Annotated in this window: 10 protein-coding genes; 4 read left to right on the forward strand and 6 right to left on the reverse strand. The window is 71.0% G+C overall.

Going from position 1 to position 13062, the window contains the following annotated elements; all coding sequences use genetic code 11:
• The first annotated feature begins 188 nt into the window (after positions 1 to 188).
• A complete protein-coding gene (locus ACRWK8_RS02690; protein WP_378740557.1) occupies positions 189 to 2138 on the forward strand; it encodes a glycosyl hydrolase family 18 protein in 1950 nt (649 codons plus the stop codon).
• A 327-nt stretch (positions 2139 to 2465) separates the two neighbouring features.
• Complete coding sequence (locus ACRWK8_RS02695; protein WP_431868106.1) at positions 2466 to 4136, forward strand: glycosyl hydrolase family 18 protein; 1671 nt, start codon at positions 2466 to 2468, stop codon at positions 4134 to 4136.
• A gap of 150 nt (positions 4137 to 4286) precedes the next feature.
• On the opposite strand, the gene meaB is transcribed toward ACRWK8_RS02695, so the two are convergent.
• Both meaB and ACRWK8_RS02705 read right to left on the reverse strand, forming a co-directional pair.
• The gene (gene meaB, locus ACRWK8_RS02700) at positions 4287 to 5246 is read right to left on the reverse strand and encodes a methylmalonyl Co-A mutase-associated GTPase MeaB (RefSeq protein WP_431868108.1); all 960 of its coding nucleotides are present in this window, start codon (positions 5244 to 5246) and stop codon (positions 4287 to 4289) included.
• A gap of 106 nt (positions 5247 to 5352) precedes the next feature.
• A complete protein-coding gene (locus ACRWK8_RS02705; RefSeq protein ID WP_378740563.1) occupies positions 5353 to 6540 on the reverse strand; it encodes an acetyl-CoA C-acetyltransferase in 1188 nt (395 codons plus the stop codon).
• Between the two features lie 84 nt (positions 6541 to 6624).
• On the opposite strand from ACRWK8_RS02705, the gene mce reads away from it, so the two are divergent.
• Both mce and ACRWK8_RS02715 read left to right on the forward strand, forming a co-directional pair.
• On the forward strand, positions 6625 to 7083 hold the full coding sequence (mce, locus tag ACRWK8_RS02710) for a methylmalonyl-CoA epimerase (protein ID WP_378740565.1): 459 nt from the start codon (positions 6625 to 6627) through the stop codon (positions 7081 to 7083).
• Positions 7084 to 7492: 409 nt separating this feature from the next.
• Complete coding sequence (locus ACRWK8_RS02715; RefSeq protein WP_431868111.1) at positions 7493 to 8782, forward strand: DivIVA domain-containing protein; 1290 nt, start codon at positions 7493 to 7495, stop codon at positions 8780 to 8782.
• Between the two features lie 562 nt (positions 8783 to 9344).
• Here ACRWK8_RS02715 and ACRWK8_RS02720 read toward each other — a convergent pair.
• From ACRWK8_RS02720 to ACRWK8_RS02735, 4 genes are all read right to left on the reverse strand, one after another.
• Positions 9345 to 10076 (reverse strand): alpha/beta hydrolase, encoded by a 732-nt coding sequence (locus tag ACRWK8_RS02720; RefSeq protein WP_431868113.1) that lies wholly within the window; start codon positions 10074 to 10076, stop codon positions 9345 to 9347.
• Between the two features lie 17 nt (positions 10077 to 10093).
• The gene (locus ACRWK8_RS02725; RefSeq protein WP_431868115.1) at positions 10094 to 10423 is read right to left on the reverse strand and encodes an Rv1322 family protein; all 330 of its coding nucleotides are present in this window, start codon (positions 10421 to 10423) and stop codon (positions 10094 to 10096) included.
• A gap of 106 nt (positions 10424 to 10529) precedes the next feature.
• On the reverse strand, positions 10530 to 11738 hold the full coding sequence (locus ACRWK8_RS02730) for a 3-hydroxyacyl-CoA dehydrogenase (RefSeq protein ID WP_378740574.1): 1209 nt from the start codon (positions 11736 to 11738) through the stop codon (positions 10530 to 10532).
• A 56-nt stretch (positions 11739 to 11794) separates the two neighbouring features.
• On the reverse strand, positions 11795 to 12988 hold the full coding sequence (locus ACRWK8_RS02735; RefSeq protein ID WP_378740576.1) for an MFS transporter: 1194 nt from the start codon (positions 12986 to 12988) through the stop codon (positions 11795 to 11797).
• Positions 12989 to 13062: the final 74 nt, after the last annotated feature.

A 13062-nucleotide genomic window follows, 5' to 3' on the forward strand; every position in this document is an offset into this window, starting at 1 on the left:
AACTATTAGTTAACTTTCCTAAAAATTGGTTTCCCCACTTCAGAGGCGCTATGGCTCGCTCGCCACCGTCCTTGGAACCCCTCACTCGGATTCGACGCACCTCCACTCCGCAAGGACTCCTTCCGCCGCCGGAGCTCCCACTCCCCCGCGGTTCCCTCCCCCACTCCTCCCCCAATGGAGACCCCTCCGTGAGAGCACGCCATCTGAGAAACCGGCTCGCCGCGTTGGCCGCCGCACTGCTGGTCGCACCCCTTCTGTCCGCCGCCCCGGCTGCCGCCGCACCGGGCGAGCTGTCCGTCACCTACGTCGAGACGTCCCGGTGGGACAGCGGCTACGGCGGACAGATCACCATCCGGAACGAGACCACCACCGACCTCACCGACTGGTCGGTCAGCTTCGAGACCCCCGCCGGGGTCCGGATCACCAGCCTGTGGAACGCCGTCCACACCACGAGCGGCGCCACCCACACCCTCACCCCGCCGTCGTGGGGCGCCACGGTCCCCGCGAACGGCTCGTACCAGATCGGCTTCAACGGCACCCACGGCGGCGGGGAGACCACGCCCGTCAACTGCACGGTGAACGGCGCCTCCTGTTCCGGCGGAACCACCGAGCCCGACACGGAGGCCCCCTCCACGCCCGGTGGACTGACCGTCGGAGAGATCACCTCGAACACCGTCGCCCTGACCTGGGACGCGGCCACGGACAACGTCGCCGTCGCGGGTTACGAGATCGTCTCCGACGGCCAGGTCGTGCGTTCCGTCGGCGCGGACACGCTGACCGCCACGGTCGGCGGCCTGGCGCCCCTGACGCGGTACGACTTCACGGTCCGGGCGTTCGACACCTCCAACAACCGAGGCGTCGAGAGCACGGCGGTCACCGCCACCACTCTGGAGGGGGCAGGCACCTCACCGACCGGCGAGCGCCGCGTCGCCTACTTCACCCAGTGGGGCATCTACGACCGCGGCTACCTGGTGCGCGACCTGGAGACCTCCGGCACGGCCGCGAAACTCACCCACATCAACTACTCGTTCGGCAACGTCAACGCCAACGGCGAGTGCTTCATGGCGAACCAGCTCGGCCAGGGCGACGCCTGGGCCGACTACGGCCGCTCGTTCCGCGCGGACGAGAGCGTGGACGGGGTCGCGGACACCTGGAACCAGGACCTGCGCGGGAACTTCAACCAGCTGCGCAAGCTCAAGGAGACGTACCCAGACCTCAAGGTCCACATCTCCCTCGGCGGCTGGACGTGGTCCGAGCACTTCTCGGACGCGGCCCTGACCCCCGAGTCGCGCCAGCGGATGGTCAGCTCGTGCGTGGACCAGTTCCTGCGCGGCAACCTGCCCCTGTTCGACGGCGCGGGCGGCCCGGGCGCGGCGGCGGGCGTCTTCGACGGCGTCGACCTCGACTGGGAGTGGCCCGGAAGCGCCGGGCACGAGCACAACGTCGTCCGTCCCGAGGACCGGGAGAACTTCACCGCCCTCGTCCAGGAGTTCCGCACCCAACTGGACGCCCTGGGTGCCGAGACCGGTCGGCCCTACGAGCTGACCGCGTTCCTGCCCGCCGACCCGGAGAAGGTCGAGGCCGGCTTCCAGATGGACCGGCTCATGCCCCACTTCGACTTCGTCACGGTGCAGGGGTACGACTTCCACGGCGCCTGGGAGAACGCCACCGCCCACCAGTCCAACACGGTGTTCGACGTCGACGACCCCAGCCCGCGACGGTTCTCCAGCGAGATCGCCGTCCAGGAGTACGTCAGCCGGGGCGTCGACCCCGCCGACATGGTCCTCGGGCTGCCCTTCTACAGCCGCGGATGGACGGGGGTCGCCCCCGGGCCGAACGGGAACGGCCTCTTCCAGAGCGCGACGGGCCCGGCTCCGGGCACCTACGAGCAGGGCATCGACGACTGGAAGGTGGTCAGGGACCTGCCGGGCTTCACCCTGCACAGGGACGACGCCCTGGGCACGGCCTGGCTCTACGACGGCACCACCTTCTGGACCTTCGACGACGAGATCGCGCTGACCCAGAAGACCGACTGGGCGCAGACCCAGGGCCTGGGCGGGGTGATGATCTGGTCGATCGACGGTGACGACGCGAACGGCACCCTGATGGCCGCCGTGGACGCCGCGCTGGCCTCGTAGCCCCACTCCACCCACCTCAGAAGCAGGAGTCCCGACTCACCGAGTCGGGGCTCCTACCTTTTCGTGGCACACGGCGTCAAGAGCTGTCCGTGGCCACAAGGGGACACTTCTCCTCGCACCGAACTGGTCCGGCCCGTCAACTCGGCAGACTCGTCGAACCGACCGGTCGGCGCCCAGGGAATCCGACGAGGTCGGGGAAAACTTCGCGGCGGGGCGTTGACGGGGGCCGTAATTATTAGTTAAGTTTCCTAAAAATTTATCCCCCCACGTCAGGGACGCGGACAGCACCCAAAGCCCTGGCACCCTCCCCCCAGGAGAACTCGCGACGTGAGCTCACGACGACTCAGAAACCACCTCTCGGTGGCGGCCGCCGCCGCGCTGGTGGCGCCACTCGCCCTCTTCGCCCCGCCCGTGGCCGCCGAGAGCGCCGAGCCCTCCGACCTCCGGGTGACCTACGTCGAGTCGGCCCGGTGGGACAGCGGCTACACCGGCGAGATCACCGTCCACAACACCTCCGGGGCGGACCTGGCCGACTGGACACTGGAGTTCGACCTCCCCGACGGCAGCCGCGTCCACGAGCTGTGGAACGCCTCCCTCTCCGGCACCGCCCAGGACGGCTACACCGTGACCCCGCCGCGCTGGGGCGCCGCGATCCCCGCCGGTGGCAGCTACCGGTTCGGGTTCAACGGCGTCCACACCGGCGGCAACAGCCACCTCCTCGGCTGCACCGTCAACGGCGCCCCCTGCGCGGGAGAGCCCGACCAGGGGCCCGAGCACGGCAGCCGCAGCATCGCCTACTTCACCCAGTGGGGCGTCGAGGAGCGCGGCTACACCGTCCGCGACCTCGTCGACTCGGGCAGCGCCGAGAAGCTCACGCACATCAACTACGCGTTCGGCAACGTGGGCCCCGACGGCGAGTGCTTCATGACCAACGAGCCCGAACAGGGCGACGCCCGCGCCGACTACGGCCGGGCCGTCCCCGCCTCGGAGAGCGTCGACGGCGCCGCCGACGGCCCTGGCCAGCCCCTGCGGGGCAACTTCAACCAGATCCGCAAGCTGAAGGAGCAGTACCCCAACCTGATCGTCAACATCTCGTTGGGCGGCTGGAACTGGTCGAAGCACTTCTCCGACGCCGCGCTCACCCCCGAGTCCCGTGAGCGGCTGGTCAGCTCCTGTGTCGACCTGTACCTGAAGGGCGACCTGCCGGTCATCGACGGGGCCGGCGGCGAGGGCGTCGGTTACGGCGTCTTCGACGGCATCGACCTCGACTGGGAGTGGCCCGCCTCCGACGGCAACCCGCACAACGTGGTCCGCCCCGAGGACCGGGAGAACTTCACCGCCCTGGTCCAGGAGTTCCGCGACCAGCTGGACGAGCTCGGCGCGGAGACCGACCGCCACTACGAGATCAGCTCGTTCATGCCCGCCGGTCCGTGGCGCATCGACACCGGCTTCGAGCTGGACGAGATCATGCCCAACATGGACTTCGTGACCGTCCAGGGCTACGACTACCACGGCACCTGGGAGTCGGTCACCAACCACCAGTCGAACCTGGCGCCGGACCCGCGCGACCCGGGCGACGTCATCTCCACGCAGACCACCATCCAGGCCTACCTCGACCGCGGCGTCGACCCGGACAAGCTGGTCCTGGGTGTGCCCTTCTACGGTCAGGGCTGGACCGGTGTGGAACCGGGCCCCGACGGCGACGGGCTCTTCCAGCCCGCGACGGGCCCAGCCCCCGGCACCTACGCCGACGGCAGCGAGGAGTACCGCAACCTCAAGGAGCTCTCCGGCTACGAGCTGTTCCGTGACGACGACCTCGGCACGGCCTGGCTCTACGACGGCGAGACCTTCTGGACCTACGACGACGAGACCGCCATGACCCAGAAGACCGACTGGGTGACGGAGAACGGCCTCGGCGGCGTCATGATCTGGTCCATCGACGGCGACGACGGCGACGGCAGCCTCATGGCCGCCATCGACTCGGCGCTCGGCGGATAGGACCGAGGACCCCCGCCTCCGGTCCAGGCTGGTGGCGGGAACCAGCGGCGTCGGTGCTCTGATCCGGGGAGCACCGCCGCCAGGCCGGGGTGGACCGACGTGCGACGGTCCACCCCGGCCGCCCCCTTTTCCGGGGCGTCGCCCCAGGGGCTACTCCCCCGTGGTGGCGCCGAGCTCCTTCAGGAGCAGGTCGGCGGCGGCGTACGGATCGCGCTCACCCGTCGCGACCTCCCCGGCCAGCTCGTCCAGGCCGTGCTCCGAGCCCACACCGCCCATCCGGGCGCGCAGCAGGTCCAGCACGATCGCCTCCACCTCGTCGCGGGCTCGCCGGCGGCGCCGCGACACGAGCTCGCCGGAGGCCTCCAGGTGGGCGTGGTGTTCCTCCACCCGCGCCCAGAGCTCGTCGATCCCCTCGTCCTTCGCCGCCACCGTCATGACGATCGGCGGCTTCCACTCGTCGTCCGAACGGTCCTTCATCGCGATCATCTGGCGCAGCTCCCGCAGGGTCGCCTTGGCGCCGTCGCGGTCCGCCTTGTTCACCGCGAACACGTCGGCCACCTCCAGGACCCCGGCCTTGGCGGCCTGGACCCCGTCGCCCATCCCGGGGGCGCTCAGCACCACCGTGGTGTCGGCCAGACCGGCGATCTCCACCTCGGCCTGGCCCACTCCGACCGTCTCCACGAGGATCACGTCGAACCCGGCCGCGTCCAGGACCCGCAGCGCGTGCGGGGTCGCCCAGGTCAGCCCGCCCAGGTGCCCCCGGTTGGCCACCGACCTGATGTACACGCCCGCGTCCGTGGCGTGTTCCTGCATCCGCACCCGGTCCCCGAGCAGCGCGCCGCCGGTGAAGGGCGAGGAGGGGTCCACCGCCAGGACCGCGACCGACAGGCCCCGGGAGCGCACCGCGCGCACCACGGCGTTGGTGGTGGTGGACTTCCCCACCCCGGGCGAACCGGTGAACCCGACCACGCGGGCCCGGCCGGTGTGGGGCGCCAGCCCCGCCATGATCTCGCGCAGTTCGGCGGCACCGTTCTCGACCAGGGTGATGGCGCGGGCCAGCGCCCGGCGGTCACCCCCGCGAACCCGATCGACCAACTGGGGGGCGTTCATGCGACTCCTCGACTTCGACCCGCGGACATGTGTCGGGGCGGGGGCCCAGTGCCCCCGCCCCGTACGATCTCACCCCGGACCGGCCCGCGCACGGACCGGGTCGGTACTACTCCCCGGGCACCGTGAACAGCAGGGCGTCGCCCTGGCCACCGCCGCCGCACAGGGCGGCCGCGCCGAGCCCGCCGCCGCGACGGCGCAGCTCGTGGATCAGGTGCAGGGCGATGCGCGCCCCGGAGGCGCCGATCGGGTGACCGATCGCGATGGCGCCGCCGTCGACGTTGACGATGTCCTCCGAGACGCCGAGGTCCTTGGTGGACTGGATACCGACCGCCGCGAAGGCCTCGTTGATCTCGATGAGGTCCAGGTCCCCGACCTCCTTGCCCGCCTTGGTGAGCGCGTGCCTGATGGCGTTGGAGGGCTGGGAGTGCAGGGAGTTGTCCGGACCGGCGACGTTCCCGTGCGCGCCGATCTCGGCGAGGATCGGGACACCCAGCTCGTCGGCCTTCTCCCGGCTCATCACGACCACGGCGGCGGCGCCGTCGGAGATCTGCGAGGAGGATCCGGCGGTGATGGTGCCGTCGCTGTCGAAGGCGGGACGCAGCCGGGCCAGGCTCTCGACGGTGGTGTCGGGTCGGACCCCCTCGTCGTGCGCGAACACGACCGGGTCGCCCTTGCGCTGCGGGATCTCCACGGGGACGATCTCCGCGTCGAACCGGCCCTGCTCGGCGGCGGCCGCCGCGCGCTGGTGGGACCGGGCCGCGAAGGCGTCCTGCTCGGGGCGCTCGATACCGAGCTTGCCGTTGTGGCGCTCGGTGGAGGCCCCCATCGAGTCACCCTCGAAGGCGTCGGTGAGCCCGTCGTGCGCGGTGGCGTCCAGGACCTCGACGGAGCCGTACTTGTAGCCCTTACGGGACTTGGGGAGCAGGTGGGGGGCGTTGGTCATGGACTCCATGCCGCCCGCGACGACGACGTCGAACTCGCCCGCCCGGACGAGCTGGTCGGCCAGGGCGATGGCGTCCAGGCCGGAGAGGCAGACCTTGTTGATGGTCACGGACGGGACGTCCATGGGGATGCCCGCCTTGACGGCGGCCTGACGGGAGGGGATCTGACCGGCGCCCGCCTGGAGCACCTGTCCCATGACCACGTATCCGACCTGGTCACCACTGATCCCGGCGCGCTCCAGGGCGGCCTTGATCGCGAAGCCCCCCAGGTCGGCGGCGGAGAAACCGGCGAGGGAGCCGAGGAGACGGCCGGTCGGGGTGCGGGCCCCACCGACGATGACGGAACCGGGCATCTGACTGGCCTCCAGGTGATGAGTGTCGCAGTTGGTCTGCAACGATACCCACACAGGTCCCAGCGACGTTCGGGAGGTTCGCCAGTGAGTGACACACCCATCCCCACCGGCCCATTCGGCGGTCTGACCCGGTTGGACCACGTGGGGATCGCCTGCCGCGACCTCGACGCGTCCGTCGAGTTCTACCGGAGCACCTACGGCTTCGAGGTGGAGCACGAGGAGGTCAACGAGGAACAGGGCGTCCGTGAGGCCATGCTCCGAATCAACGGCACGGACGACGGCGGCGCGACGTATCTGCAACTCCTGGAGCCCACACGGGAGGACTCCCCCGTGGCGAAGTTCCTGGCCCGCAACGGCGAGGGCGTGCACCACATCGCCTTCGGCACCGGCGACGTGGCCGCCAGCGCGGCGGGTATCGGGGAGCGCGGCGTGCGTGTGCTGGACGACGAGCCCCGGTCGGGCACGGCGGGCTCCCGGATCGTGTTCCTGCACCCGAAGGACTGCGGCGGCGTCCTCACCGAGTTGGTGCAGAGCGCCCACTAGCGCCATGCTGAGGGAAGCGGCCGACCGATTCACGTCACGGGGACGTTCCGGACTCATCACAGCTTGAGCTCCCGAGGTGCGGTTGACCACCCACCCCGCCGGAAGTTACCCGAAACCCCCTTCCCAGGGGTGTCACGCTTGATAAAGTCGGCTAGCTGCCGGATCCGCTTTCCGGCGTTGGTCCATGTCTTGCAGTCCGGTCAGTGAGCCGGGACGGTCGCACCCGGGTGTCCACCAGCGCCCAGGCGTCCGTCGGAGGCGGTCAGGGTCATTTCTGGAACCCCACCAATCCGCCCGCGCCCCGGCCACCCCGGCGACAACCCCGTCCACCGGGGGCACAGCAGCCGCCCTCCCGTCGCCCCCGGCGGTTCGCACGTAGCCGTCTCGTACCCGTTCAGGATTCCGCCACATGTCGTCAAACAACATTGACACCCAGCTCAACAACATCTTCGACGAGGACAACACCCCGCCAGAGTTCGACGTGGTGCTGCGTGGCTTTGACCGCACCCAGGTGCAGGACTACCTGGACGGGCTGCGCAACGAGGTCAAGCAGTCCAACAAGCAGCTCGAGAAGGCCAAGTCCGAGCTGAACGCCAAGAACCGCCAGCTCCAGGAGCGCGAGCGCCCCTCCTACTCCGGTCTGGGCTCGCGCATCGAGGAACTGCTCCGCCTCGCCGAGGAGCAGGCCAACGAACTGGTGCAGAGCGCCCAGATCGACGCCAACGACATCCGGTCGGCCGCCCAGATCGAGGCCGCCGAGATGCGTGCCGCCGCCGAATCGGAGGCCACCGAGGTCCGCACGCTGGCCCAGCGTGAGGCCGACGAGCAGCGCCAGGCCGCCGAGACCGAGGCGGAGGAGATCAGCACCACCGCCCGCCGCGAGGCCGACGAGCTGGCCTCGACCACCGAGCGCGAGGTGCAGAAGAAGCGCTCGGCCGTCGACCACGAGATCGCGGAGAAGCGCGCCACCTTCGAGGGCGAGATCGCGAAGCTGCGCACCACCACCGAGCGCGAGTGCGCCCAGGCCCGGGCCGCCGCCAAGCGTGAGCGCGACGAGACGATCCAGTCGGCCAAGAGCCAGGCCGAGGAGCTGCGCAAGAACGCCGAGCGGGCCTACGCCGAGTCCGAGGCGCGCCGCACCGAGACCGAGGACCAGTTCGAGCTTCAGCTGGCCGACCGCCGCGCCGAGGCCGAGCGTCAGGACGCGGAGCGTCTGGCCGCCGCCCAGGCCGCCACGCAGAAGATGGTCAACGAGGCCGAGGAGCGCGCCTCCAGCGCCGAGCAGCGGGCCACCAAGGCCAGCCAGCAGGCCGAGCAGACCCGCCGCGACGCCGAGAACCACGCCAAGCAGCTGGTCAGCAACGCCAAGAAGAACGCCGGTCAGATCGAGACCGAGGCCAAGTCCAAGGCCGACCACCAGCTGAGCGACGCCAAGTCCGAGGCCAACCGGATCATGACGGCCGCCAAGAAGGAGGTCGACGAGCTCAACCGCCAGCGGGACAGCATCCAGTCGCACCTCCAGCAGCTGCGTCAGCTGCTCGGTGGTGGCGGTGGCGCCCCCGCCGCTCCGGCCGCTCCCGCCCCCGCCGCGATCCAGCAGGAGGCCCCGGCCGCTCCCGCCGCCCCCGTGGCGGAGGAGCCGAAGCAGCCCGCGCACTCCGGCAAGGGCTCCGACGACGAGGACTGGTGGCAGGAGTAACGACCGGCCTCGGCTGAGTCGTCCTGACATGACGAAGGGCCCGGCCCCGGGGGTTCACCCCGGGACCGGGCCCTTCGTCATGCCCCTCAACCACAGCCGTGAGTCCCGCCCTGGCACCCTCACCACAGGCGTGAGCCCCGCCCACCCGTCCCCTCAACCACAGCCGTGAGTGCTGCCCTCACACCCCCTCCACAAGGGGGTGCTCGTTCGGGCGCCGCCAGGGTTCTGCAAGACGAGTCAAGCCGCCAGCGAGGAACGAGCCAGGCACAGACGAGGATGAAGAAGTCCCTGGCTTCTTGGGCGCCCGAACACGGGCCGAAGCGAAGCGGAGGCCCCAAGCAAACACGTCTGAACCCCAACCACAACCACGAGCCCCACCCACACACCCGCACCACAAGGGGGTGCCCGTTCGGGCGCCGGGGCGCCGGGGCGTCCGGCGTTCAGCGGACACCGTGCAGAGGGAACCGAGCCGCCGGCCTCAGCCACAGGCGTGAGCGCTACCTGCACGCCTCACCACAGGAGGGCGCCCGAACACGGGCCGAAGCGAAGCGGAGGCCCAGGACTACGGAGTGTCCTTCTCCCACGGCCCGTCCCACTCCGTCGGCAGCGGGTACGCCTCCGGGTTGACCCGCTTCACGACCTCGTCGAGGACACGGCGCACGTAGGGTTCGCCCACCCACAGGTGTTTGGCTCCGTCGACACCGATGATCTCGGCCTGGGTGAGGGGCGCGAAGCGTTCGCGGGCCTCGTCGGGCCTCAGGTAGTCGTCGTGTTCGGGGACCAAGGCCACCACGGGCTTGCCGGAGTCGGCCCACACCCACATGTCGGACTCGTCGGCGCGGTGGAGCGGCGGGGAGAGCAGCAGCGCGCCCCTGATCTGCGGGTCGCAGCCCCACTTGAGGGCCAGTTCGGTGCCGAACGACCAACCCAGCAGCCAGGGTGCGGGCAGGTCCTCGAACTCGGTGAACTCGATGGCGGCCATGACGTCGTGCTGTTCGGTCTCGCCCTCTCCGAACTCGCCCTGGCTGGTGCCGTGGCGGGAGGTGGTGCCGCGGGTGTTGAAGCGCAGCACGGCGACGTTGGCGAGCGCGGGGAGCCGGAAGGACGCCTTGCGAAGGACGTGGCTGTCCATCATGCCCTCGGCGGTGGGCAGCGGGTGCAGACAGACGAGGGTGGCGACGGGCCTGCGCCCTTCGGGCAGGGCCAGTTCCCCGACCAGCTCCAGCCCGTCGGCGGTGTGCAGGGTGATGGGCCGTCGGACGGCGGGCAGCACCGTGGTGGCGCGGATCTCCATGGGTCCTCTTCGTCAGGTCAGTGTCTGGGGGCCCTGGGCGAGCGGTGGGTGCGCCGGTCCCAGCAGGAGGAGTGCCAGTGCCGCCGGTCACCGCCGTCGCCGTACGGGCGCCAGGCGACGACGTGGGGCATCCCGGCGGGGATCTCCTGGGCGCAGCCGGGGCAGCGGTAGACCTTGGTGGCGGCGGCGCCGCTGATCCGGCGCGTGACCCACTCGCCGTCGGGTCCTGTCTCCCGGCGTTGCCCTCCGGTGACGCGCAGCATGAGCGCGTCGTCGTCCGGGGGGCCTCCGGGGGTGTTCTTGCCCCGGGCGGTCTTGCGGCGGGGGCTGTTACGGCGCGGGCTCACCCTCCAAGGGTAGGAGAGAAAGAACAGTGGCCGCCGTCACACTGGCGTGACGGCGGCCGAGGTCCCCGGGGACGCCGCATCAACCGAGAGCATCCACGGAACCGCCCTAGTGGCAGGCGCAGCCGCCGTGCGGGGCGCTCTCCTCGGTGTCGGGGAGCTGGTCCATGAGCAGCGGGGCGGGCACGGCGATGGTGGTGAGGCCGTACTCGGCCATGGCCACGAGCGTGGTGATGACGGACTCCGCGCCGCGCTCCTCCAGGAGCTCGGTGGGGCCCTTCGGGTAGCCGCAGCCGAACCGCATGGCGGTGTCGACGTCCTTGGCGGAGGCGTAGCCGTCTCCGACCATCCGCAGGGCGTCGTCGATCTGCGGCGCGATGAGCATCTCGCCCAGGTCGAGGGTCTCCTCCTCGCGCACCATCTCGGCGAGGCGGCCGGTGGGGCGGGGCTCGGGGGCCTCGTCACCGGAACCGTAGAAGCCCTGGCCGGTCTTGCGGCCGAGGCGGCCCGCGGCGACCATGCGGCGGATGAGCGGCGAGGCGGCGTAGCGGGGGTCCCGGAACTCGTCCCAGAGGACGTCCATGACGGCGAGGCACACGTCCAGGCCGACGAGGTCGGCGAGGGCGAGCGGGCCCATCGGAAGGCCGGCGGCCTTCTTCGCGGACTCGTCGATCTCCTCGCGGGTGGCGATCCGGCGCTCGTAGAGCCGCACGGCGTCGTTGATGTAGGGCACCAGCAGGGCGTTGGCGACGAACCCGCCGCGGTCGGCCACCGCGATGGGGGTCTTGCCGACGCGCTTGGCGACCTCGGTCACGATGTCGGCGGTCTCGGCGCTGGTGGAGACGGTGGTGATGACCTCGGCCAGCTTCATCACCGGGGCCGGGTTGAAGAAGTGCAGGCCGACGACCTTCTCGGGGCGGTCGGTCAGCGCCGCGATCTCGGTGACCGAGAGCGAGGAGGTGTTGGTCGCCAGGATCGTGCCGGGCGGGCAGATCCGGTCGAGGTCTCCGAACACGTCGCGCTTGATGTCCATGCGCTCGGGAACGGCCTCGACGACGAAGTCGGCGTCCGCGAGGTCCTCGCGGGACGTGCTGAACGTGAGGCGGGCGTCGATCTCCGAGCGCTCCCCCTCGGTGATCTTGCCCTTGCTCACCGCGCGCGAGAGGGACTTGTCCACGTGGCCACGGCCGCGGTCGAGGGCGGCCTGGTCGATCTCGACCCCGACGACGTGGAACCCGGCCCTGGCGAACACCTCAGCGATGCCCGCACCCATCGTGCCCAGTCCTACGACGCCGACCTTGTCAAATTCCTGCACCATGGGCCCCAGCCTAGACCTCCCGGGGTCCCCGACCGCGCACCGGGACCAGATCTTTACTACTGCCCGGTAACGCGTCCGTCCCGGCCAGGGGCCACGGCGAGGGCCAGCGCGGAGAAGACGGCGCTCACCGCGAACACGGCGGGCAGCCCCGCGAGCGTGATCACGGCGGCCATCAGTACGGGGGTGAGGGTGGTGCTGACCGACTGGAGCCAGTTCTGCACGGCCAGCGCCCGCCCGGCCCAGGCGGTACCGGCGATCTCCGCGACTGAGAGGAAGGTGAGGCCGTTGTGCCACATGGTCAGGACCAGGCAGACCAGGACCAGGGGGACCGCCGCCCCGCCCCAGACGTCCGGCAGGAAGGTGAGCAGGACCAGGGCCACTCCGGAGACCACGGCCAGCCACCGGACCGGACGCATGCGGTCGCCGGTCCGGTCCGACCAGGCGCCGAGGAGGAGCCGCCCCACCGCCCCGGGGATCTGCGCGGCGGCGACCACCGCTCCGGCCGAGGGCGGGCTCCACCCCTGTTCCTGGACCAGGTAGATCACCGTGTAGACCATCAGCGTGACCTGCGGGACCCCGAGGAGCATGCTCACGCCGTGTACCCGCCAGATCGCCCACCGGCGGTAGGGGGACTCCGTCCGGACCGGTGCGGCGGGGACCTCCGGGGAGCCGGTCTCCCGAACGGTCTCCGGCGGGGCCGAGGGCGTCGCCAGCACCAGCGGGACGGCGATCAGAGCGAGCCCCGCCGGGAGCGTCATCGCCCCGACGAAACCCCACGCGTCCGCCGCCCGGGGCAGCACCAGGGCGGCCAGCCCCACGCCCAGGGGCAGGGCGGACTGGCGGATCCCCATCGCCAGTCCGCGTTCCCGGCGCGCGAACCAGGTCATGACCAGCCGCCCGCTGGCGGCGTTGACCGGACCGCCGACCGCCCCGGCCAGCAGCAGGACCACCGCCGCGCCCCACAGGTCCGTGACCGTCCACAGCAGCCCGAGCGCGCCCGCCGTGAGGAGCAGGCTCAGCGCCATGGTCGCCCGCTCCCCCGCACGGTCGATGACGACACCCCAGGCCAGGAGGGTGATCAGCAGCCCGAACGAGGGCAGGCCCGCCAGCATCCCCGCCTGTGCGGTGGAGACCCCGAAGGCCTCGCGCAGCTGCGGCAGCACGACCGGCACCCCGAACATCACCGAGACGCTGGCCACCTGAGCGACCATGCTGACCGACAGGACGACCCAACGATTGCGCACGAGCATCCCGCCAGCCTAGGGAGTGCCGCCGCCGTCGACCCCGCGCCCCCGTACGCCCCTCCCCTCGGAAGGGGGTTCGC

The organism is Nocardiopsis eucommiae (assembly GCF_965344335.1).
Classification (GTDB): domain Bacteria; phylum Actinomycetota; class Actinomycetes; order Streptosporangiales; family Streptosporangiaceae; genus Nocardiopsis; species Nocardiopsis eucommiae.

Coding starts and splice junctions, on each gene's coding strand:
- ACRWK8_RS02730 (WP_378740574.1), bottom strand. CDS start 11,738: ATGGTGCAGGAATTTGACAAGGTCGGCGTCGTAGGACTGGGCACGATG.
- ACRWK8_RS02705 (WP_378740563.1), bottom strand. CDS start 6,540: ATGCCCGGTTCCGTCATCGTCGGTGGGGCCCGCACCCCGACCGGCCGT.
- meaB (WP_431868108.1), bottom strand. CDS start 5,246: ATGAACGCCCCCCAGTTGGTCGATCGGGTTCGCGGGGGTGACCGCCGG.
- ACRWK8_RS02715 (WP_431868111.1), top strand. CDS start 7,493: ATGTCGTCAAACAACATTGACACCCAGCTCAACAACATCTTCGACGAG.
- ACRWK8_RS02720 (WP_431868113.1), bottom strand. CDS start 10,076: ATGGAGATCCGCGCCACCACGGTGCTGCCCGCCGTCCGACGGCCCATC.
- ACRWK8_RS02735 (WP_378740576.1), bottom strand. CDS start 12,988: ATGCTCGTGCGCAATCGTTGGGTCGTCCTGTCGGTCAGCATGGTCGCT.